This window comes from Oerskovia merdavium (genome assembly GCF_014836755.1).
Lineage (GTDB): Bacteria > Actinomycetota > Actinomycetes > Actinomycetales > Cellulomonadaceae > Oerskovia > Oerskovia merdavium.
Genome location: NZ_JACSQF010000023.1, coordinates 36768 through 57473, shown reverse-complemented (window position 1 = coordinate 57473; position 20706 = coordinate 36768). Strand labels below are relative to the sequence as shown.

At 73.0% G+C, this 20706-nt stretch carries 19 protein-coding genes; 16 read left to right on the top strand and 3 right to left on the bottom strand.

Features of this window, described 5'->3' with window-relative positions; genetic code table 11:
• The first annotated feature begins 18 nt into the window (after positions 1 to 18).
• From H9641_RS17710 to H9641_RS17695, 4 genes are all read left to right on the top strand, one after another.
• The gene (locus tag H9641_RS17710) at positions 19 to 927 is read left to right on the top strand and encodes an NAD(P)H-binding protein (RefSeq protein ID WP_191805735.1); all 909 of its coding nucleotides are present in this window, start codon (positions 19 to 21) and stop codon (positions 925 to 927) included.
• Positions 927 to 1508, top strand: coding sequence for an anthrone oxygenase family protein (locus tag H9641_RS17705; protein ID WP_191805734.1), 582 nt, complete (start codon positions 927 to 929; stop codon positions 1506 to 1508). Before H9641_RS17710 ends, H9641_RS17705 begins: the two co-directional genes overlap by 1 nt.
• A 143-nt stretch (positions 1509 to 1651) precedes the next feature.
• Entirely contained in the window at positions 1652 to 2089 is a 438-nt protein-coding gene (locus tag H9641_RS17700) for a CoA-binding protein (RefSeq protein ID WP_191805733.1), read from the top strand.
• Positions 2090 to 2096: 7 nt separating this feature from the next.
• A complete protein-coding gene (locus tag H9641_RS17695) occupies positions 2097 to 2519 on the top strand; it encodes a TIGR03667 family PPOX class F420-dependent oxidoreductase (protein WP_191805732.1) in 423 nt (140 codons plus the stop codon).
• A 172-nt stretch (positions 2520 to 2691) separates the two neighbouring features.
• Here the strand turns inward: H9641_RS17695 and H9641_RS17690 are convergent, their stop codons facing one another.
• The 3 genes from H9641_RS17690 to H9641_RS17680 are packed head-to-tail and all read right to left on the bottom strand — an operon-like array spanning position 2692 to position 5758.
• Positions 2692 to 3576 carry a putative F420-0 ABC transporter ATP-binding protein gene (locus tag H9641_RS17690; protein WP_318244669.1) on the bottom strand — a complete coding sequence of 295 codons (885 nt, stop codon included), beginning with the start codon at positions 3574 to 3576 and terminating at the stop codon, positions 2692 to 2694.
• Positions 3573 to 4664, bottom strand: a complete 1092-nt coding sequence (locus tag H9641_RS17685) for a putative F420-0 ABC transporter permease subunit (RefSeq protein WP_191805731.1) — start codon at positions 4662 to 4664, stop codon at positions 3573 to 3575. The genes H9641_RS17690 and H9641_RS17685 overlap by 4 nt, the downstream gene beginning before the upstream one ends.
• 26 nt (positions 4665 to 4690) lie before the next feature.
• Positions 4691 to 5758 carry a putative F420-0 ABC transporter substrate-binding protein gene (locus H9641_RS17680; RefSeq protein ID WP_191805746.1) on the bottom strand — a complete coding sequence of 356 codons (1068 nt, stop codon included), beginning with the start codon at positions 5756 to 5758 and terminating at the stop codon, positions 4691 to 4693.
• Positions 5759 to 6017: 259 nt separating this feature from the next.
• Between H9641_RS17680 and H9641_RS17675 the strand changes: the two genes are divergently transcribed.
• From H9641_RS17675 to ndk, 12 genes are all read left to right on the top strand, one after another.
• Complete coding sequence (locus H9641_RS17675) at positions 6018 to 7718, top strand: molybdopterin-dependent oxidoreductase (protein WP_191805730.1); 1701 nt, start codon at positions 6018 to 6020, stop codon at positions 7716 to 7718.
• Positions 7719 to 7791: 73 nt separating this feature from the next.
• The gene (locus H9641_RS17670) at positions 7792 to 8622 is read left to right on the top strand and encodes an SDR family NAD(P)-dependent oxidoreductase (RefSeq protein ID WP_191805729.1); all 831 of its coding nucleotides are present in this window, start codon (positions 7792 to 7794) and stop codon (positions 8620 to 8622) included.
• Positions 8623 to 8969: 347 nt separating this feature from the next.
• Positions 8970 to 9224, top strand: coding sequence for a hypothetical protein (locus tag H9641_RS17665; protein ID WP_191805728.1), 255 nt, complete (start codon positions 8970 to 8972; stop codon positions 9222 to 9224).
• Positions 9225 to 9584: 360 nt separating this feature from the next.
• Complete coding sequence (gene ileS / locus H9641_RS17660) at positions 9585 to 12956, top strand: isoleucine--tRNA ligase (protein ID WP_191805727.1); 3372 nt, start codon at positions 9585 to 9587, stop codon at positions 12954 to 12956.
• Entirely contained in the window at positions 12953 to 14401 is a 1449-nt protein-coding gene (locus H9641_RS17655) for a bifunctional folylpolyglutamate synthase/dihydrofolate synthase (protein WP_191805726.1), read from the top strand. The genes ileS and H9641_RS17655 overlap by 4 nt, the downstream gene beginning before the upstream one ends.
• A 245-nt stretch (positions 14402 to 14646) precedes the next feature.
• The gene (gene dhaK, locus H9641_RS17650) at positions 14647 to 15642 is read left to right on the top strand and encodes a dihydroxyacetone kinase subunit DhaK (protein WP_191805725.1); all 996 of its coding nucleotides are present in this window, start codon (positions 14647 to 14649) and stop codon (positions 15640 to 15642) included.
• Positions 15643 to 15730: 88 nt separating this feature from the next.
• Complete coding sequence (gene dhaL, locus H9641_RS17645; protein ID WP_191805724.1) at positions 15731 to 16375, top strand: dihydroxyacetone kinase subunit DhaL; 645 nt, start codon at positions 15731 to 15733, stop codon at positions 16373 to 16375.
• Between the two features lie 7 nt (positions 16376 to 16382).
• Positions 16383 to 17141: a dihydroxyacetone kinase phosphoryl donor subunit DhaM gene (dhaM, locus tag H9641_RS17640; RefSeq protein ID WP_191805723.1), complete on the top strand. Its 759-nt coding sequence runs from the start codon at positions 16383 to 16385 to the stop codon at positions 17139 to 17141.
• A 72-nt stretch (positions 17142 to 17213) separates the two neighbouring features.
• Complete coding sequence (locus tag H9641_RS17635; protein WP_191805722.1) at positions 17214 to 17864, top strand: TetR/AcrR family transcriptional regulator; 651 nt, start codon at positions 17214 to 17216, stop codon at positions 17862 to 17864.
• An 82-nt stretch (positions 17865 to 17946) separates the two neighbouring features.
• Positions 17947 to 19683: an MDR family MFS transporter gene (locus H9641_RS17630; RefSeq protein WP_191805721.1), complete on the top strand. Its 1737-nt coding sequence runs from the start codon at positions 17947 to 17949 to the stop codon at positions 19681 to 19683.
• Positions 19684 to 19688: 5 nt separating this feature from the next.
• The gene (locus H9641_RS17625; protein ID WP_318244667.1) at positions 19689 to 20177 is read left to right on the top strand and encodes a DUF4233 domain-containing protein; all 489 of its coding nucleotides are present in this window, start codon (positions 19689 to 19691) and stop codon (positions 20175 to 20177) included.
• 23 nt (positions 20178 to 20200) lie between these two features.
• Positions 20201 to 20665 (top strand): nucleoside-diphosphate kinase, encoded by a 465-nt coding sequence (gene ndk, locus H9641_RS17620; RefSeq protein ID WP_191805720.1) that lies wholly within the window; start codon positions 20201 to 20203, stop codon positions 20663 to 20665.
• Positions 20666 to 20706 lie beyond the last annotated feature (41 nt).

Here is a 20706-nt window from a genome sequence, read left to right as displayed (position 1 = left end):
CGATCACAGGAGACCGCCATGACCACGAACCAGCCGCACCCCACCACCCCGACCGGCGACGCCGGTCTCCCGTCCCTCGTCGCCGTCGTCGGCGCGACGGGCAAGACCGGGCGCCGTGTCGCGGCCCGCCTCGCAGCGCGGGGCATCGCCGTCCGCCCTGTCTCGCGGAGCACCGAGACCAGGCTCGACTGGGACGATCCCGCGACCTGGGCGCCGGCGCTCGAGGGGGCCGACGCCGCCTACGTCGCGGTCGCACCGGACCTCGCGGCCCCGGGAGTTCCCGAGGTCGTCGCCGACTTCGCCCGGGTCGCGGCGCGCGTGGGCGTGCAGCGCCTCGTGCTGCTCTCGGGTCGCGGCGAGCCCGAGGCGCAGCGTGCCGAGGAGCTCGTCGCCGAGGCGTTCCCCGCTCGCACGGTCGTGCGTTGCGCGTGGTTCGCGCAGAACTTCAGCGAGAGCTTCCTGCTGGACCCCGTGCTCGACGGAGTGGTCCCGCTCCCCGTCGACGCCGTGGTCGAGCCGTTCGTCGACCTCGAGGACGTGGCCGACGTCGCGTTCGCGGCGCTCACCGAGGACGGGCACGCGGGCCGGGTCTACGAGCTCACGGGGCCCCGGCTGCTGACCTTCGGCGAGGCGCTCGCGGAGGTCGGGGCGGCGAGCGGCCGGGACGTCCGGCTCGTGACCGTCACGGGCGACGAGTTCGCGGCCGGCCTGACCGCCGCGGGCGTCCCAGCCGACGCCGTCGAGCTCACCCGCTACCTGTTCGAGGAGGTCCTCGACGGACGCAACGAGCACCTGACGCACGGCGTGCACGAGGCGCTCGCTCGCGAGCCGCGCGACTTCGCCGAGTTCGCGCGTCGTGAGGCCGCGGCCTGGGCGCCGGTCGGCTCCCCACAGGCTCCGCCTGCCGTCCTGGACGGGGTGCACTGATGGGCGCGCTCGGGGCTCTCGGGTGGGCGGTCGTGGTGGCATCGGTCGGCTGCGCGCTCGTCGGGGGAGTTCTCTTCGCGTTCTCGACCTTCGTCATGGCGGGCCTGCGCTCGGTCGCGCCCGACGTCGGAGCGACCGCGATGGCCTCGATCAACCGCCACGCGACCAGGGCCCCGTTCGGGTCTCTCCTGTTCGTGACGACCGGGCTCGTGACGGTCCTCGGCGTCGTGGCCGCGACGCGGCTGGGCGAGGCGGGCGCGGTGCTCGTCCTGGCCGCGGCCGTCGTCTATCTCGTGGGCGGCATCGGGGTGACGGCGGCCGTCAACGTCCCGCTCAACGACCGCCTCGAGGCTGCGGAAGCGGCGGTCTCGACCTCGGTTCGACGGTCGGCCGAAGCCTCACCCTCAGGTCGAGGGTCGGGTGGGACGAGGGTTCGTCCCACCGGCCCGACGGCGGAGCGAGACCAGGTCTGGGCGGTCTTCCTCGGGCGTTGGGTCGCCTGGAACCACGTGCGGACCCTGGCGTGCGGGGTGGCCGCCCTGCTCCTGGTCCTGGGACTCGTGGCGCGACTCGCGGGGTGAGCGGCGCCGTCGGGCAGCGGATGAACGGTGAGTGCGGAGATCTTGTGAGACACGCCCGGCGAGTCGCGCAAGAACTCCGCACTCAGCGCACCGGAGGAGGGCGCAGCCCGGAATAGTCGCCCCCGCGCCGGGGTTGCCCCGATATGAGCGACAAGAGCTGGGGCGAGGACGCCGTCATCCGCAAGGTCCTCGCGGACACCGAGACGTGGGCCGTGGTCGGGCTGTCGAACAACTCGGCTCGCGCCGCGTACGGGGTGGCCCGGCTGCTCCAGCGGCAGGGCAAGCGCATCGTGCCGGTCCACCCGGCAGCCGAGACCGTGCACGGCGAGCAGGGCTACGCGTCGCTCGCCGAGATCCCGTTCCCGGTCGACGTCGTGGACGTGTTCGTTCGCTCCGACCTCGCGGGGGCCGTCGCGGACCAGGCCGTCGAGATCGGGGCCGGGGCCGTCTGGTTCCAGCTCGACGTGGTCGACGAGGACGCGTTCGCGCGGGTCCGCGACGCCGGGCTGGACATGGTCATGGACCGCTGCCCCGCGATCGAGTGGCCGCGCCTGGGGCCCGCCGTCCCGGCGCAGGGCTGAGGCCGACGTGACCGCGATCGACACGACGACCACGCTGGGTGCGCGCGCCGCCGAACGGCTCGACGCGGACCTCGTCGTCTGGCTCACGACGGTCGACCCCGCCGGGACCCCGCAGCCGACGCCGGTGTGGCAGATCCGCAGCGGGGACGACGTCGTGATCCTCAGCGAGCCGCGCAAGGCCAAGCTGCGCAACGCCGCCGCCAACCCGCGCGCCGCGCTGCACCTCAACTCGACGCCTGCAGGATGGGACGTGCAGGTGCTCACGGGCCGGCTCGTCCTGGACCCGGCAGGCCTGAGCGCCGAGGAGCGCACGCGCTACGACACCAAGTACCGGTCGCCGATCGCCGGCCTCGGGATGAGTCCCGAGGAGTTCCACGCCGCGTACTCCGAGGTGCTGCGCTTCACGCCCGAACGGCTGCGCGGGTTCTAGGGCTCGTCGCTCCTCGTACCCCGGCGCGGGTGGGATCTGGGGTCGTGCAGGCGCCCGGGCCGAGCATGTGGTTGCCGTCGGACGAGCATACGGTTGGCGTCCGAAACGGCCCGGATGCGAACGCCAACCGCATGCTCGGCGCCGGGCATGCACCCGGCGACGCCACAGGCCGTCAGTCCCCGAAGACCAGCACGGGCCGACCGGTCCGGGGGTGGGCCAGCACGTCGCACCGCACCCCGTACACGGGCTCGATCACGTCCGGGACCAGCACGTCCCGCACGTCACCCGCCGCGACGACCCGCCCGCCCGACAGGACCACGACGTGGTCGCACGAGGCCGCCGCGAGGTTGAGGTCGTGCAGGGCCGCGAGGACCGTCACGCCGTCCGCGGCGAGCTTGCGCAGCACGGTCATGGCGGCGAGCTGGGCCGCGATGTCGAGGTGGTTCGTGGGTTCGTCGAGGAGCAGCAGCGCGGGGTCCTGGGCGAGGGCGCGGGCCATGTGCACGCGCTGGCGCTCGCCTCCCGACAACGTGGCGAGCGACCGTTCGGCCAGCTCCTCGACCCCGGCCCGCACGAGCGCCTCGTGGGCCATCGCGCGGTCGGCGTCGGTGTCGCCCGCCAGGAGCGAGCGGTGCGGGATCCTGCCGAGCAGCACGGCGTCGAGCACCGAGACGGGCAGGTCGGTCGACGCGTCCTGCTCGACGAGGGCCAGCCTGCGCGCCCGACGCCGTCGCGGCATGCGCAGCAGGTCCTCGCCGTCGAACCGGACCTCGCCCGCGTCCGGGACCTGGGTGGCCGCGATCGCGCGCAGCAGCGTCGACTTCCCGGACCCGTTGGGGCCCAGCAGCCCGCTCACCGCTCCCGGGGGAGCCGTGCAGTCCACCCCGTCGAGGATGAGCTGCGACCCGGCCGACCACGAGACGCGCGAGGCGTCGAGCCCGTGGGCCGCCCGCGCACGCCCACCGGCGGCCGGCGTGCCGTCCCGCGAGGACGGCGACCCTTCGTGGCCTTGCGGCACCTCACGACCGACCCGTCCAACAGTTCTCGGCTCCGTCACAGCGCCCGCCTCCCTCGCCACAGGATGATCGCGAAGACGGGCGCGCCGATCGCGGCCGTCAGGATGCCCACGGGCAGCTCGCGCGGGGCGAAGATCGTGCGGGCGAGCGTGTCGGCCCACACGAGGAACGACCCGCCGAGCAGGGCCGCGAGGGGCAGCAGCACGCGGTGCCGCGCACCGGTCAGGAGCCGGACGGCGTGCGGGAGGATCAGCCCCACGAACCCGATCGCGCCCGAGACCGAGACCAGGGCTCCGGTGAGCAGCGCGACCCCCACGAGCAGGAGCCACCGGGTCCGGTTCACGGCGATGCCGAGGCCCGCGGCCGCGGTGTCGCCGAACGTGAAGGCGTCGAGCACCGACCCGGTCGACGCGAGCAGCGTCCCCAGGACGAGCACGGCGCCGCCCGCGATCGCCACGGACGTCCAGGTGGCCCCCGCGACCGACCCCATGAGCCACGACAGGATCTCGCGGTAGGAGTCCCCGGTCGCGGACCAGAAGATGATGAACGACGTCGCCGCGGCCGCGAGCTGGCTCACCGCGAGGCCCGCGAGCACGGTCCGCGTGGGGGTGATGGCTCCGAGCGAACCCGCGAGAGCGAGCGCCGCGACCAGGGCGAGGACGGCCCCGCCGAACGCCGCGACGGGCAGCAGGACGCTCACGCCGAGGACCAGGACGAGGACGGCACCCAGCGAGGCTCCCGACGAGAGCCCGAGCAGGTACGGGTCGGCGAGCGGGTTGCGCGTGAGGGACTGCATGACCGCGCCGCAGATCGCGAGCCCGGCCCCCACGGCCGCGGCCGTCAGGACGCGCGGGAGCCGGAGCTGCCACACCATGCCGTCCTGCAGCAGGGGCAGCGGCTCGAGGCCGAGCGGCCCGCCGAGCCCGAGGTGCGTCGCGATCGAGCGCCACACGTCGCCCCAGGAGAGGTCCGCGGGGCCGATCGTCACGGCGACCACGACGCTCACGACGAGCGCGAGCGAGGCCCCGACGAGCCACCACGGGGTGGCACGCCGGGTACCGGGGGAGCGGCGCGCAGAGCGGCGCACGGGGGCGTGCGCTCCCGACGGGGCGGTGCGTCTCTCGGCCACGGGGCTCCTCACCGGTTCGGGACTCCTCAGGGGATCGTCAGCGCCGCGAGCTGTGCGCTGAGGTCCTTGACGGCGTCGACGTTGCGCACGCCCGCCTCGGTCGCGGGGAACGGCACGGTCAGGAAGCGGTCGCCCTGCACGGCCGTGAGGTTGGCCGTGGCCGGGTTGGCCTTCAGCGCGTCGATCTTGGACTGCGCCGTGTTCCACGCCGAGTCGACGAGCACGATCACGTCGGGGTCGGCCGCGATGATCTCCTCGAACGAGAACGGCGTCCAGGTGTCCTGGACCGAGGCCGCGATGTTCTCGACCCCGACGGCGTCCATGATCATCTGCGGCGCACCGATCCCCGCACCCACGTACGGGATGTCGGAGCCCGAGGAGTACCAGAGCGCAGTGAGCCCGCGGTCGTCGGGCTCGAGGGCGTCGAGCTCGGCGCGCTGGGCGGCCACCAGCTCGGTCGCGGTCCCGGCGACGTCGAAGATCTGACCGGCCTCGTCGATCTCGGCGAACACGTCGTCGAACGTCAACGGGTCCGGCTTGTACGCCTCGTCCTTGCACGCGGAGGGCGAGACGTAGGTCTGGACGCCGAGCTGCTGGAAGGTCGTACGGTCTCCTGCTCCCTCGGCCGTCAGGTTGGACTCCCACCCGGCGTACACGAGGTCGGGCTCGAGCGTGAGCACGGCCTCGGCTCCCGGGACCTTGTCGGCCATCGGGGTCACGACCGCCGGCACGGCGGCGGCCGCGTCGGCCCACTGCTCGGGCACGGGGCCGTCGGGGAACGCGGTCCCCACGATCCGGTCGCCCAGGCCGAGCGCGAGCATCATCTCGGTCGTGCTCGACTTGATGGTCACGACCTGGCGCGGGGCGCCGGTGAACGTGACCTCGAACCCGCAGTTGTCGAGCGTCAGGGGGTAGGTCGTCGAGGTGGTCGGCGACCCGGCGGGCGCCGTGGTCGCCCCGCCCGTCGCGAGGCTCCCCGCGTCCGAGCACGCGGCCAGGGTGAGGGTCGCGACCAGGGCGAGCGCCGCCGTCGGGCCGGCGGAGACTGCACGCCGGGAGGTCGAGCGGACGCGGGGGCGAGCGGACGAGGACAGCACGGGACTCCATGTCGGGGAGGTCGCCGGCTCGGCCGGTGCAGGGCACGGCGGCGCGGCGAGATGCGAGAGGGAAGGGCGCCACAATCCGCGACGAGGATCCGCGGCCCAAGCACGGGCCGCTGCGGCGAGCCAAGCACGGCTCGCGATCCACCCCTCAGCCTAGTAGGTCGGACGCTCGTGCTGAACGCCGGGGGCATGGTCGGGCCGGACCAGCACACGGCGCACCGGCCTCGCGTCGCGGACTTACAGTGGGCGCATGAGCCCGACGACGGAGCCAGGCCCTCCCGGCGCGTACGGTCGCGCGCAGCGCGCGCCGGGACGCAGCGCGGGCACGTCCGGGTGGTGGGCCCCGCTGCTGGGCGTCGCCTCGGCCCTCGGAGCCTTCGCGGCGGCCGAGCTCGTCGCGCTGGTCGTGGGCTCGGGGTCGAGCCCAGTGCTCGTCGTGGGGGCCGGCGTCGTGGACAGGGTCCCCCCGTGGCTCAAGGACTTCGCGGTCGAGACGTTCGGCACCGCGGACAAGACCGTGCTGATCCTCGGGATCGTGGTGGTGCTGGCGGTCGCTGCCGTCGCCGCGGGGGTCCTCGAGACGCGGCGACCCCCCTGGGGCACGGTGCTGCTCGTGGTGGTCGGGGCCGTGGGCATCGCCGCCGCCGTGACGCGACCCGACGCGACCCCCCTGTGGGCGCTGCCGACCGTGGTGGGCGTCGGCGTCGGGATCATGCTCCTGCGGACGGGTGCCGCACGGCTGCGCGCGTGGCGGGCCTCGGCGCTCGCGGTCACGGCCCGGGTCCCGGGGCCGGCCGGGCAGGGTGGTGGTGCGGGCTCGCCCGAGCGTCCCGAGACCCCGCTCACCGCGGCCCGGCAGCGCGAGGCGCTCGACCGCCGGTCCTTCCTCGTCTTCGCGGGCCTGACGACCGTGACCGCGCTCGTGGTCGGCGGCGCGGCGCGCGTGCTGTCCGCGGGGTCACGGGCCCTGACCGCCGCGCGGGACGCGATCCGCCTCCCGGCCCCGACCGGTCCCGCGGTCGTGGTCCCGGCGGGGGCGAGTCTCGACGTGCCCGGCATCACGCCCTACGTGACGCCCAACGACGACTTCTACCGCATCGACACGGCCCTGCGCGTCCCCGAGGTGGACCCGGACGACTGGCGGCTGCGCATCGTCGGGCTCGTCGAGGAGGAGGTCGAGATCTCGTTCGCCGAGCTGCTCGCGCTGCCCCTCGTCGAGAGCGCCACGACCCTGACGTGCGTGTCCAACGAGGTCGGCGGGGACCTGGTGGGCAACGCGGTGTGGCTCGGGTACCCGGTGCGCGACCTGCTCGCCCGCGCCCGCCCGCACGCGGACGCCGACATGGTGCTCTCGCGCAGCGCCGACGGCTGGACCGCGAGCACGCCGCTCGACGTGCTCACGGACCCGGGTCGCGAGTCGTTGCTCGCGGTCGGCATGAACGGCGAGCCGCTGCCGCTCGCGCACGGGTTCCCGGTGCGCATGGTCGTGCCGGGGCTGTACGGGTACGTGTCGGCGACCAAGTGGGTCGTCGAGCTCAAGGTCACGCGCTTCGCCGACGACGTCGCCTACTGGTCGACGCGCGGCTGGTCCGAGCGCGGGCCGATCAAGATGTCCTCGCGCATCGACGTGCCCCGCTCGGGCGCGACGGTGTCGCCGGACGCGGCCGGCGACGTGGTCGTGGCGGGTGTCGCGTGGTCCCAGCACACCGGGATCGCCGGCGTCGAGGTGCGGGTCGACGACGGGGAGTGGGAGGCGGCCGAGCTCGCCGAGACGGTCTCGGCCGACACGTGGCGGCAGTGGTCCTGGCGATGGTCCGCACCGGAGAAGGGCAGCCACCGCCTCGCGGTCCGCGCGACGGACGTGGACGGGACCGTCCAGACCTCGACCGAGGCCCCGCCCGCGCCCGACGGGTCGAGCGGCTGGGACACGCTCGAGGTCGGCGTGGCCTGAACCGGGCGTCCAGCATGCGGGTACCTTGCGCAGCGGCGCGGTCCGCCCGCCCCGGCGTGGCAAGGTAAGGAACGTGACGACCTCGCAGACCACGCCCCAGCCCTCCGCCCCGACGACCCCGTCCGCGACGCCGCAGGACCCCGCGCCGCAGCGCGCCGTGGTCACGGGCGCCTCGTCGGGCATCGGCGCGGCGACCGTGCGCCGCCTGCGCGCGCAGGGGTGGGACGTCGTGGCCTTCGCGCGACGCGCCGACCTGCTCGACGCGCTCGCGGCCGCGACCGGTGCGCACCCCGTCGTCGGGGACGTGACGGACGACGACGACGTCGCGCGCCTCGTGCGCGAGGCCGAGGCGCGCGGTCCGGTCCACGCGGTGCTCAACATCGCGGGCTTCGCGAGCGGCACGGACCCGATCGACGCGAGCGACCTGGACCGCTGGCGGGCCATGTTCGAGACCAACGTGCTGGGCACCGTGCGCGTGACCAAGGCGTTCCTGCCCGCGATCCGTCGGGCGGGGTTCGGCACGGTCCTGGTCCTCACGTCGACCGCGGGGCACGACGCGTACAGCGGAGGTTCGGGCTACGTCGCGACCAAGCACGCCGAGGCCGCGGTCGCCGACACGCTGCGCCTCGAGCTCAACGGCGAGCCCATCCGGGTCCTGGAGATCGCACCCGGCATGGTCCGCACCGAGGGCTTCTCGCTGACCCGGTTCGACGGCGACCAGGCCAGGGCCGACGCGGTCTACGACGGCGTCGAGAACCCGCTCACCGCGGACGACGTGGCCGACGTCGTGACGTTCGCCGTGACCCGGCCCCAGCACGTCGCGATCGACACCCTGGTGCTGCGTCCCGTCGCGCAGTCCTCGACCACGCTCCTGGCGCGCGGGCCGCTCGTGACGCGCCGGTGACGGCCGTCGCCCCGCGGTGCCCCTCGTCCGGGCCGGCCGCCGGGTCGGCCGCCGGGGCGGCCCCCGGCGTGGGACACGCTTGTCGGAGGGGGCGCAGGCTGGCATGATGACGCCCGTGACCCCCGCCGCGCACCCCCTGAGCACCCGCGTGCTCGTCGTGCGCCTGCGGCCGGTCCACGCGTCGAGCTGTTGTTGAGGGCTCGCTGACGCTCCAGCAGCGCGCGACCTGGTGTCAGCGAGCAGTGCCACGCCCCTCCCTCTGAGTGAGGGCGTGATGGTCACCGATCAGTTCTCACGTCCTGGTCGGTCTGCCCTCGTGAGCACCCGCCTCGACACCAGGACTCCCCATGAACGCCATCGCACTGATCGCCCACCCGTCCGACACCGACGGGCGCAGCGATCCCCTCGGCCGTCTGGTCGCCCACGACCCGTGGTTCGCCGCAGCGTCGTCGGGCATCGCCCCCTCGGCGTCCCACGGCCCGACGGCGCAGCCCGCCCAGGGAGCCGCGCTCACCATCGAGTGGCTCGTCGCGCGTGACATCGACACGTACCGGGCCCGCCGTCGGGCGTCGTCGCGCGGTCGGTCGGTCGCGGGGCGCTGAGCGACGCCTCACGCGTGCGCACCTGGGCCGTGAGGTGCCGTGGGGTGCCGCGAGGAACGGTCGGCTCGGCACGCCCGGCGGACGGCGCGTTACCATGGGGTCCACAGGCATCGACCCGGCCATCACCGGTGAGCCTCCGGAAGAACGGGTCCCGTCCGCGGGACCTCAGTAGAACCGGACGGGTAGGCCCGTCACAGCCGTGTCGAGCGGTCGCCGCTCGGGCTCCTGCGGGTGCCCGACGACGGCAAGCGGGGTGGTACCGCGGCTCGCCTTCTCCCTCGGGAACCAGGGAGGGGTGGTCGTCCTCGCACGAGCACGTCCCGGACCACCGCCTGCCACTCACGATGGAGCCACTGAGCCATGGCCTACCCTCTGCACCGCACCGACGACACCGCCCCTGACGGTCAGGGCCACCAGATCCCCGCCAGCCCCCACCTGCCCTCTCTCGAGCGCGGCGTGCTGTCGTACTGGTCCAAGGACGACACGTTCCGCGCGTCGATCGAGCACCGCGAGGCGGGTCAGGACGGCGACAACGAGTTCGTCTTCTACGACGGCCCTCCCTTCGCGAACGGTCTGCCGCACTACGGGCACCTCCTGACGGGCTACGCCAAGGACGTCGTGCCGCGCTACATGACCATGCGGGGCAAGCGCGTCGAGCGCCGCTTCGGCTGGGACACGCACGGCCTGCCGGCCGAGCTCGAGGCCGAGCGCGTGCTGGGCATCACCGACAAGTCGCAGATCGAGGCCATGGGCATCGCCGCGTTCAACGAGGCCTGCCGCGAGTCCGTGCTCAAGTACACGGACGAGTGGAAGGAGTACGTGACGCGCCAGGCGCGCTGGGTCGACTTCGCGAACGACTACAAGACGCTCGACATCACCTTCATGGAGTCGGTGATCTGGGCGTTCAAGCGTCTGTACGACAAGGGCCTCGCGTACGAGGGCTACCGTGTGCTGCCGTACTGCTGGCGCGACGAGACGCCGCTGTCGAACCACGAGCTGCGCATGGACGACGACGTGTACCAGTCGCGTCAGGACCCGGCGCTCACGGTCGGGTTCCGACTCTCCGACGACGTCGCGGACGGCGTCGCCTCGCCCGCAGCGGGGGCGCTCGTGCTCGTGTGGACCACGACGCCGTGGACGCTGCCCTCGAACCTGGCCGTCGCCGTCGGGCCGGACGTCGACTACGTCGTGGTGCGCCCCGGCGCCTCCTCGGCCGTGGCCGGGGACAAGGTCGTGCTCGCCGCCGCGCGCCTGGGCGCGTACGTCAAGGAGCTCGGGGACGACGCCGAGGTCCTGGCGACCGTCAAGGGCGCCGACCTCGCGGGGCTGCGCTACACCCCGGCCTTCGACTACTTCACCGACCGCTCGGCCGAGGGCTGGCCGAACGCGCACCAGGTGCTCGTGGCCGACTTCGTGACGACCGAGGACGGCACGGGCGTCGTCCACCTGGCCCCCGCCTTCGGTGAGGACGACATGGCCGTGTGCGACGCGGCCGGGATCGTGCCCGTCGTGCCCGTCGACGCCCGTGGGCGCTTCACCAACGCCGTCCCGGACTACGCGGGCGAGCAGGTCTTCGACGCCAACCCCAAGGTCATCAAGGACCTCAAGGAGGGCACGGGCCCGCTCGCGCGCGTCGCGGCCTCCTCGCGCGCCGTCGTGCTGCGCCACGAGACCTACCAGCACTCCTACCCGCACTGCTGGCGCTGCCGGAACCCCCTGATCTACAAGGCGGTCTCGAGCTGGTTCGTGCGCGTGACCGAGTTCCGCGACCGCATGGTCGAGCTCAACCAGGACATCACCTGGACGCCCGAGCACATCCGCGACGGCCAGTTCGGCAAGTGGCTCGCGGGCGCCCGCGACTGGTCCATCTCGCGCAACCGTTACTGGGGCACGCCCATCCCCGTGTGGGTCTCGGACGACGCGAACTACCCGCGCATCGACGTCTACGGCTCGATCGCCGAGCTCGAGGCCGACTTCGGCGTGCCCGTGACGGACCTGCACCGTCCCTTCATCGACGACCTGACGCGCCCCAACCCGGACGACCCGACCGGGAAGTCCGTCATGCGCCGCATCCCCGACGTCCTGGACGTCTGGTTCGACTCGGGCTCCATGCCGTTCGCGCAGGTCCACTACCCGTTCGAGAACGCCGACTGGTTCGAGCACCACTACCCGGGCGACTTCATCGTCGAGTACATCGGCCAGACCCGCGGCTGGTTCTACACGCTGCACGTCCTGGCCACGGCCCTGTTCGACCGCCCGGCGTTCCGCTCGGCGGTCTCGCACGGGATCGTGCTCGGCTCGGACGGGCGCAAGATGAGCAAGTCGCTGCGCAACTACCCGGACGTGTCCGAGGTCCTGGACCGCGACGGCTCCGACGCGATGCGCTGGTTCCTCATGAGCTCGCCCATCCTGCGCGGCGGGAACCTCATCGTGACCGAGGAGGGCATCCGCGACTCGGTGCGTCAGGTGCTGCTGCCGCTGTGGAGCACGTACTACTTCTTCACGCTCTACTCGAACAACGCCGACGGCGGCGCGGGGTACACCGCTCAGCGCGTGGCCCCCGAGCGCGTCGCGGACCTCCCGGCTCTCGACCGCTACCTGCTGGCTCGCACGCACGACCTGGTCGCGACCGTCACGACCCAGCTCGACGCGTACGACATCGCGGGCGCGTGCGAGACCGTGCGCGAGCACCTCGACCTGCTGACCAACTGGTACGTCCGCACGCAGCGTGACCGCTTCTGGGACGAGGACGAGGATGCGTTCGACACGCTCTGGACGGCCCTCGAGGTCCTCACGCGCGTCATGGCACCGCTCGCGCCCATGCTCTCCGAGGAGGTCTGGCGCGGTCTCACGGGCGGGCGCAGCGTGCACCTGACCGACTGGCCGAGCGTCGTCGCCGACGCGCCGGGCGACTCGCTGGCCGGCGTCCTGGTCGCCGACGACGCGCTCGTCGCCTCGATGGACCTGGTCCGTTCGGTGGCCTCGCTCTCGCTCGGTCTGCGCAAGGCGCACTCGCTGCGCGTGCGCCAGCCGCTCAGCACCCTGACCGTCGTGACCGAGGACCCGGCCGCGCTCGAGCCCTACGGCGACCTGCTCGCCCGTGAGCTCAACGTCAAGGCCGTGCGCTTCCTCGACCTCGAGTCCGGTGCGGCCGACGAGTTCGGCGTCTCGCAGAAGCTCACGGTCAACGCCCGCGCTGCGGGCCCGCGCCTGGGGCGCGGGGTCCAGGCGGTCATCAAGGCCGCCAAGGCGGGCTCGTGGCGCGTGGGTGACGACGGGTTCGTCGTCGTCGAGACGCCCGACGGCGACGTGCCGCTGCTCGGCTCCGAGTACGAGCTGACGACCGTGGTGCTCGCCGAGCAGGGCCACGACGAGGTCGACCCGGCCGCTCCGTCGATCGCGGCGGCCGTGCTGCCCACGGGCGGGTTCGTGGTCCTGGACCTCGAGCTGAACGACGCGCTCCTGGCCGAGGGCTACGCACGCGACATCGTGCGCGAGGTCCAGGACGCCCGCAAGGCGGCCGGCCTCGAGGTCTCGGACCGGATCGACCTGTCGCTCTCGGTGCCCGGCCCCTGGCAGGGAGCGGTCGAGGACCACCGCGAGCTCATCGCGGGCGAGACCCTCGCCGTGAGCGTCACGGTCGACCTGTCGCCCACCGACGAGCGCAGCGTGCTCGTCGCCAAGGCGTCGGCAACCGTCTCGTCCGACCAGACCGACGGAGCACGGGCATGAGCGGCATCCGCGTCGGCCGTGGCGCCGGCGAGCGCCCGGGCGACAAGGACGCGCGGCGTCCCGGAGGCGCTGCGCACCAGCGCACGGCCGAGGAGGCCGCCGCGCTCGAGGACCTGACCACGGTGTACGCGCACATCATGGACCGGGCCCCCGAGCACGACATCGACCCGACGCTCGCGCGCGTCGAGCGGGTCCTCGAGCTCCTCGGCGACCCGCAGAAGGCCTACCGCACGATCCACATCACGGGGACCAACGGCAAGACGTCGACCTCGCGCCTGGTCGAGCGGCTCGTGCGCGAGCACGGCCTGCGCACGGGGCGCTTCACGAGCCCGCACCTGACCTCGGTGACCGAGCGCATCGCGATCGACGGCGAGCCCGTGAGCCCCGCGCGCTTCGTCGAGATCTGGGAGGACGTCGCGCCCTACATCGGCGTCGCCGACCGCGAGTCGCAGGAGGCGGGCGGTCCCCGTCTGAGCTTCTTCGAGGTGCTCACGGTCATGGCGTTCGCGGCGTTCGCCGACGCCCCCGTCGACGTCGCGATCGTCGAGGTCGGCATGGGCGGCGGCTGGGACTCGACCAACGTCGTGGACGGCGACGTCGCGATCGTGACCCCCATCTCGATCGACCACACGCGCTGGCTCGGTCACACGATCGAGGAGATCGCGACCGAGAAGTCGGGGATCGTCAAGGAGGGCGCGGTCGTCGTCCTCGCCGAGCAGAGCGACGCCGCCGAGGCCATCGTCATCGAGGCTGCGGCGGCCAAGCACGCCCGGGTCCTGCGCGAGGGGCAGGACATCGCGGTGGCCGGGCGGACCCCGGCCGTCGGTGGGCAGGTCGTCGACCTGCGCACCCCTGCGGGTCTCTACACCGAGATCTTCCTGCCGCTGATCGGCGAGCACCAGGCCCACAACGCCCTGCTGGCGCTGGCGGCCACCGAGGCGCTGCTCTCGGGAGGGCGCGCGCTCGACGGCGGCGTCGTCGAGGCTGCCTTCGCGGACGCGAGCTCGCCGGGCCGGCTCGAGGTCCTGCGGTCGAGCCCGACCGTGATCGTCGACGCCGCGCACAACCCGGCCGGTGCCGAGGCCCTCGTCGCCGCGATCGACGAGGCGTTCGAGTTCGAGCACCTGATCGGGGTCGTCGCGATCATGGGCGACAAGGACTCCGAGCAGATCCTCTCGGTGCTCGAGCCCGTGCTCGCCGAGGTCGTCATCACGCGCAACTCGGCCGAGCGCTCGGCCGACGTGACCGACCTCGCGGAGGTCGCGATCGAGGTCTTCGGCGAGGACCGCGTCCACACGGCCGAGCGCCTCGACGAGGCGCTCGCCATCGCGGTCGACCTCGCCGAGCGCGACGACTCGGTGGGCGTCGGCGTGGGCACGGGAGTGCTCGTCACGGGCTCGGTCATCACCGCGGCCGACGTGCGGATCCTGCTCGGGCGCGGCTGACGGCGAGCCGCTCGCACGCCGCGGCCCGGAGGCTGCGCTCGCCCGACCACCACGCAGGGTGCCCCTCGCTCCGAGGGGCACCCCGCGTCGTCGGGCACGGAATGTCGCGCCGGAGCGACTCTCTGCGTGCCACCGCACCGGCGGGGGTGTTTGATGGGGGGACGGGCGCCGGGGGCACGATCCACCGGCGCGCGAGCAGTGCACGCGGCCGGACGCGCCGCAGCAGTCCGACGGAGGGATGCGCCATGAAGAAGCTGCTCAACGACCCGCAGGACGCGGTGACGGAGTCGCTCGACGGGTTCGAGCTGGCTCACGCCGACCTCGTGGAGGTGCACCGGGCACCCCTGTACGTGTCCCGCGCCGGTGGTGCCGTGCCGGGCAAGGTGGGGCTCGTCAGCGGAGGCGGTGCAGGGCACGAGCCGCTGCACGCGGGCTTCGTCGGCGCGGGGATGCTCGACGCCGCGGTCCCCGGGGCCGTGTTCACCTCGCCCACGCCGGACCAGATCGTGCCCGCGATCCTCGGGGCCGACTCGGGTGCGGGCGTGCTCGCGATCGTCAAGAACTACACGGGCGACGTGCTCAACTTCGAGACGGCGCTCGAGCTCGTCGAGGCCGAGGGCACGCAGGCCGCGAGCATCCTCGTCAACGACGACGTGGCGGTCGAGGACTCGCTCTACACCGCGGGCCGCCGCGGCGTGGCAGGGACCGTCGCGGTCGAGAAGATCGCGGGAGCCGCCGCCGAGCGCGGGGACGACCTGGGCAAGGTCACCGAGATCGCCGGGCGGGTCGTCGCGAACGTCCGCTCGATGGGCGTCGCGCTCTCGGCCTGCACCGTGCCGCACGTCGGCAAGCCGAGCTTCGACCTCGACGAGTCGGAGATCGAGATCGGGATCGGGATCCACGGCGAGCCGGGCCGGCACCGCATCCCCATGGCGACCGCGGACGAGATCACGGGCATGCTCGTCGACGCCGTCGCGGAGGACCTGCGGCTCGCGGGCGGAGAGCGAGTGTTGCTGTTCGTTAACGGAATGGGCGGTACGCCCCAGTCCGAGCTCTACGTCGTCTATCGTCAGGCACGGAGGCTGCTCGAGGCGCGCGGCGTGGCAGTCACACGCTCTCTCGTGGGCAACTACGTCACTTCGCTGGAGATGCAAGGGGCCTCGGTCACCGTGCTCCGGCTGGACGACGAGCTGACCGCGCTGTGGGACGCGCCCGTGCACACCGCCGCTCTGCGGTGGTGACTCCAGCCGCCCCCCGAGAGCCGGGGAGCGGCGCCCCGGACCCTGCTCCCCGCGAGCCGTGCCCGGGACAGGAACGAAAGGGCGAGGAATGACGCTGGACGTTGCGTGGGCTGTGCGCTGGATGCGAGGCGCGGCGACGATGATCGTGTCGTCGCGGGACGAGCTCACCGAGCTGGACCGTCAGATCGGTGACGGGGACCACGGCGAGAACCTGAACCGCGGGTTCCAGGCGGTCGTCGCCAAGCTCGACGGCCTCGAGGAGCAGCCTGCGCAGATCGGCGACGTGCTCAAGCTCGTCGCGACGACCCTCATGTCCTCGGTCGGGGGAGCGTCGGGCCCGCTGTACGGCACGGCGTTCCTGCGCGCCGCGAAGGTCACGGGCCTCACGGAGCTGGACTCGTCCGCCGTCGTCGCGCTGCTCGAGGGTGCCCTCGAGGGCATCACGGCTCGCGGCAAGGCGGTCCCGGGCGAGAAGACCATGGTCGACGCGTGGCAGCCCGCGGTCGACGCGGCCGTCGAGGCCGCGGACGCCGGCAGCGACCCGGCAGGGGTCCTCGAGGCCGCGCTCGCCGCGGCGGAGGCCGGGGCGCTCGCGACCGTCCCCATGCTCGCGACCAAGGGGCGCGCGAGCTACCTGGGCGAGCGCAGCGTCGGGCACCAGGACCCGGGGGCGACCTCGACCGTGGTGATCCTGCGGGCTGCGGTCGCGGCGGTCGACGCTCCCGGGGAATGATGTCCCGATGACAACCCCACACGTCGGCGACCGTGCGCGGATCGCCCTGGTCCTCGTGTCCCACTCGGCCCGGCTGGCGCAGGGCGCCGCCGAGCTCGCCGCCCAGATGGCCCCGGGGGTGCTGCTCCTGCCTGCGGGCGGGACGGACGACGGCAGCCTCGGCACGAGCTACGACGTCGTGTCCGCGGCGGTCGCCGAGGGGCTCGTCGGGACAGAGGGCGTGGTGGTCCTCGCGGACCTGGGCTCGGCGGTCATGACGATCGAGTCGGTCATCGAGCTCGACGACTCGCTCGAGGGCCGCGTCGTCCTCGCGGACGCGCCGTTCGTCGAGGGGGCCGTCGCCGCTGCGGTCACGGCCCACGGGGGCGGGACCCTCGCGGAGGTGCTCGCGTCGGCCGAGGCCGCGGGCGGCACGTTCGCGCAGAGCGGGTCGCCCGACGGCGGGTTCGTGCCCCCGCCGGGGCCGGCCGACCAGCTGGCCGCCGCCGCGGGACTCGAGGACGACTCGCCCGGTGCGCCGCGCTCCGTCACGCTCCGCAACCCCCTGGGGCTCCACGCGCGTCCGGCGGCGATCCTCGCGCGGCTCGTCGCGGGCTACGACGCCAAGGTCACGATCAACGGGGTGAACGCCGCGAGCGTGCTCGAGATGATGAAGCTGGGCGCCACCGGGGGGCGCGAGCTCGTGATCGCGGCCGAGGGGCCGCAGGCCAGCGAGGCCAGGGACGCAGCCGTGGCCGCGGTCGAGGGCGGCTTCGGAGAGGTCTGAGCCGTCCCGTGACGAGCGTCACGTGAATACTGCATTGCCTGCAAAGTTGCACGACGTGTAAATTTGCCTGCTGTGCAGAACCTTGTCGAGCCCTCCGCCGCCCCCACGGGGCTGCGCGAGCGCAAGAAGCGCGAACGCCGCGAGGCGCTCATCGACGCTGCCCAGACCCTCGTGCTCGAACGCGGGCTGGACGCGGTCACGGTCGACGACATCTGCGCGTCGATCGGCGTCTCGGCACGGACGTTCTTCAACTACTTCGCGTCCAAGGACGACGCCGTGCTCGGGGTCGAGGAGTTCTCGCCCTCGGCAGGCGCGGTCCACGTCTTCGTCGCGGGCGGCCCCACGGGTGACCTCCTCGACGACCTGCAGGTGCTCGTCGCCGACCTGCTCGCGCACCAGGTCATGTCCCTCGAACGGGTGCACCGGGCGATCCGGCTGGTCGAGCGCGAGCACCGCCTCCTCGCCCGCCACATGTGGTGGATCGAGAACCTGCGGACCGGTCTGATCGACGTGTTCGAGCGTCGCCGGGCCCAGCACCCGTTCGTTCCCGAGCCCGAGCTGCTCGCGATGGTCGTGATGGCGCTCCTGCGCACCACGACGCTCGAGTGGGAACGGCTCGGCCGTACGGGCGAGCCGGTCGACCGCCTGGGCTCGGTGGTCGCGCAGCTCCGGACGCTCGTGTGCCCGGGGACCTCGCCGGGAGAACCCGGCAGCCCCGGCTGACCCCACCACCACCACACTCACGCCCGCCGTCTCGCGTCGACGGGCGCCACCACCGGTCTGACTCGACCTGAACGGATCCCTCATGTCCTCCTCCCGCTCCACCACGTCGGCCGCGCCGACCGGGGCCGGCGCGTCCGCCGAGAACGGCAAGCCGCTCATCGTGCTGACGCAGCGCACGGTCTGGCTGATCTTCGGCGCGCTCATGGCCAGCATGTTCCTGTCCTCGCTCGACCAGTCGATCGTCGGCACCGCGATGCCCACGATCGTGGGCGAGCTGCACGGCGTCGAGCACCAGGGGTGGGTCATCACGGCCTACATCCTGGCGATCGCGATCGTCATGCCCCTCTACGGAAAGTTCGGCGACCTGTGGGGGCGCCGCTGGCCGTTCCTCGTCGCGATCGGGCTGTTCACCGTCGCGTCGGCGGGTGCGGGCTTCGCCCAGACGTTCCCCGAGCTCGTCGCGTGGCGAGCCGTCCAGGGCCTCGGTGGTGGTGGCCTCATGATCCTGTCGCAGGCCATCATCGCGGACATCGTCCCGGCCAAGGACCGCGGCAAGTACATGGGCCCCATGGGTGCCCTGTTCGGCATCGCAGCCGTGATCGGGCCGCTCCTCGGCGGCTGGTTCACCGAGGGACCGGGCTGGCGCTGGGCCTTCTGGATCAACGTCCCGATCGGCATCGCCGCCTTCCTCGTCGCGTGGTTCACCCTGAAGCTCCCGAGCCACCGTTCCGGGCGCAAGATCGACGTGGCCGGCATCTTCTTCCTGGTCGTCGGGACGTCCGGGATCGTGCTGCTCACGAGCTGGGAGTCGCTGACCTCGAGCAGGGGCTACGACTGGTCCGACCCCAAGCTCCTGGGCATGGTCGCCGCGACGCTCGCGTCGATCGCCCTGTTCATCGTGGTCGAGCGCCGTGCGGAGGAGCCGCTGCTCCCGCTGCACCTCTTCAAGAACCGCACGTTCACCATCGCGACGCTCATCGGCCTCGTGCTCGGCATGGGCATGTTCTCCGCGCTCGCGTTCCTGCCGACCTTCCTGCAGATGTCGACCGGCGCGGGCGTGACCGAGTCCGGCTTCCTCATGCTGCCCATGATGGTCGGTGTCATGATCACGGCGATCGGGTCCGGGTTCGCGATCACCAAGACGGGCCGCTACAAGATCTACCCCGTCGCAGGCCTCGCGATCACGACCGCGGGCATCATCTGGCTCACGACCATCACGGGCGACATGTCCATGGTCCTGTTCGGCGCCATGATCTTCGTGATGGGTGCCGGCATGGGTCTGGTCATGCAGACCATCGTCCTGGCCGTCCAGAACTCCGTGGACCCCCACGAGATCGGGACCGCGACGAGCGCGAACAACTTCTTCCGGGAGATCGGTGCAGCCGTGGGCACGGCGCTCTTCAGCACCATCTTCACGACGCGCCTGTCGGCCAACCTGGCTGAGGTCATCCCCGGTGGCGCCGCCACGGGTGGGGGAGAGGCCTCGAGCCTGACCCCCGCCGCGGTCCAGGCCCTCCCGGAGCCCGTCAAGACGGGCGTGATCGACGCCTTCACGGACGCGCTCGCGCCGGCGTTCTGGTACCTCGTGCCGCTCGTCGTCGTCGGGTTCGTGCTCGCGCTGTTCCTCAAGGAGGTCAAGCTCTCGGGCGAGGCCGGCATGGTCGCGCGCGGCGAGGCGGTCGCCGACCCGAAGGGCGCGCTGGTCGAGGGCGAGACGGACGCGCAGGTGCGCGACGCCGTCGGGCCGGACGGTGCCACCATCCCCACGGACGACGACCCGGCGGGCGGCCCCTCCCGCCAGGACGCGCCGGTAAACTGAGTCGCGTGAGCTCCACCAACGAACCGGTCGACGGGCCCGTCGCGTCCTCCGCCCCCACGGCGAAGGACGCGGCGGACGCGCCCCGCATCAAGGCCAAGAAGTCCGCGAAGATCCAGTTCACGTCGACGACGCTGATGCTGGAGGCGTTCCTGATCCTCTTCGCGACCCTCGTCGCGTACGGGCTGCGGAACGTGCCCTACGCGTGGCCGGACAAGATGCAGGTGCCCTCGGGCCCGGCGATCTGGATCGTGGGCGGCACGCTGATCGTGGTCCTGCTCCTGCTCAGCCGCATGGTGGGCGGGCCGGGCGGCTACGTCGCGGGCTCGGCCGTGCAGATCCCGGTCATCGCGTGCGGCTTCGCCGTCCCGCTGATGTTCCTCGTGGGCGGCATCTTCGTGGTGCTGTGGATCGTGTCGCTGCGTCTCGGCGGGCGCATCGACCGTGAGCGCGCCGCGTACGACGCGGAGCACCCGGAGACCGCGCCGAACATGTGAGCAGGGCCGGTAGGGTCGTGCGCATGACTGATGTTGCAGCCCCCGCAGTGGCCGACGCGCTCTCCGAGACCATCGAGCGCACCCTCGTCCTGGTCAAGCCCGACGGCGTCCGCCGTGGGCTGTCGGGCGAGATCCTCCGCCGTATCGAGGCCAAGGGCTACACCCTGGCCGCCGTCCAGCTCCTGGACGCCACCCCCGAGCTCCTCGCGGCGCACTACGCCGAGCACGAGGGCAAGCCGTTCTACCAGCCGCTGGTCGACTTCATGCTCTCGGGCCCGACGCTCGCGATCGTCGCCGAGGGCCAGGGCGTCATCCCGGGCTTCCGCTCGCTCGCCGGCACGACCGACCCGACCGCCGCCGCCCCTGGCACCATCCGTGGCGACCTGGGCCGCGACTGGGGCCTGAAGGTGCAGCAGAACCTGGTCCACGGCTCGGACTCCCCGGAGTCGGCCGCCCGCGAGATCTCGCTCTGGTTCCCGGGTCTCTGAGGCCCTCGCACCTGCCGACAGGCGCCCCCTCGAAGGAGGGG

Bases quoted from the DNA above. Each gene is read 5' to 3' on its own strand.
- H9641_RS17710 (WP_191805735.1), top strand. From the start codon at position 19: ATGACCACGAACCAGCCGCACCCCACCACCCCGACCGGCGACGCCGGT.
- H9641_RS17705 (WP_191805734.1), top strand. From the start codon at position 927: ATGGGCGCGCTCGGGGCTCTCGGGTGGGCGGTCGTGGTGGCATCGGTC.
- H9641_RS17700 (WP_191805733.1), top strand. From the start codon at position 1,652: ATGAGCGACAAGAGCTGGGGCGAGGACGCCGTCATCCGCAAGGTCCTC.
- H9641_RS17675 (WP_191805730.1), top strand. From the start codon at position 6,018: ATGAGCCCGACGACGGAGCCAGGCCCTCCCGGCGCGTACGGTCGCGCG.
- H9641_RS17665 (WP_191805728.1), top strand. From the start codon at position 8,970: ATGAACGCCATCGCACTGATCGCCCACCCGTCCGACACCGACGGGCGC.
- ileS (WP_191805727.1), top strand. From the start codon at position 9,585: ATGGCCTACCCTCTGCACCGCACCGACGACACCGCCCCTGACGGTCAG.
- H9641_RS17655 (WP_191805726.1), top strand. From the start codon at position 12,953: ATGAGCGGCATCCGCGTCGGCCGTGGCGCCGGCGAGCGCCCGGGCGAC.
- dhaK (WP_191805725.1), top strand. From the start codon at position 14,647: ATGAAGAAGCTGCTCAACGACCCGCAGGACGCGGTGACGGAGTCGCTC.
- dhaL (WP_191805724.1), top strand. From the start codon at position 15,731: ATGACGCTGGACGTTGCGTGGGCTGTGCGCTGGATGCGAGGCGCGGCG.
- dhaM (WP_191805723.1), top strand. From the start codon at position 16,383: ATGACAACCCCACACGTCGGCGACCGTGCGCGGATCGCCCTGGTCCTC.
- H9641_RS17630 (WP_191805721.1), top strand. From the start codon at position 17,947: ATGTCCTCCTCCCGCTCCACCACGTCGGCCGCGCCGACCGGGGCCGGC.
- ndk (WP_191805720.1), top strand. From the start codon at position 20,201: ATGACTGATGTTGCAGCCCCCGCAGTGGCCGACGCGCTCTCCGAGACC.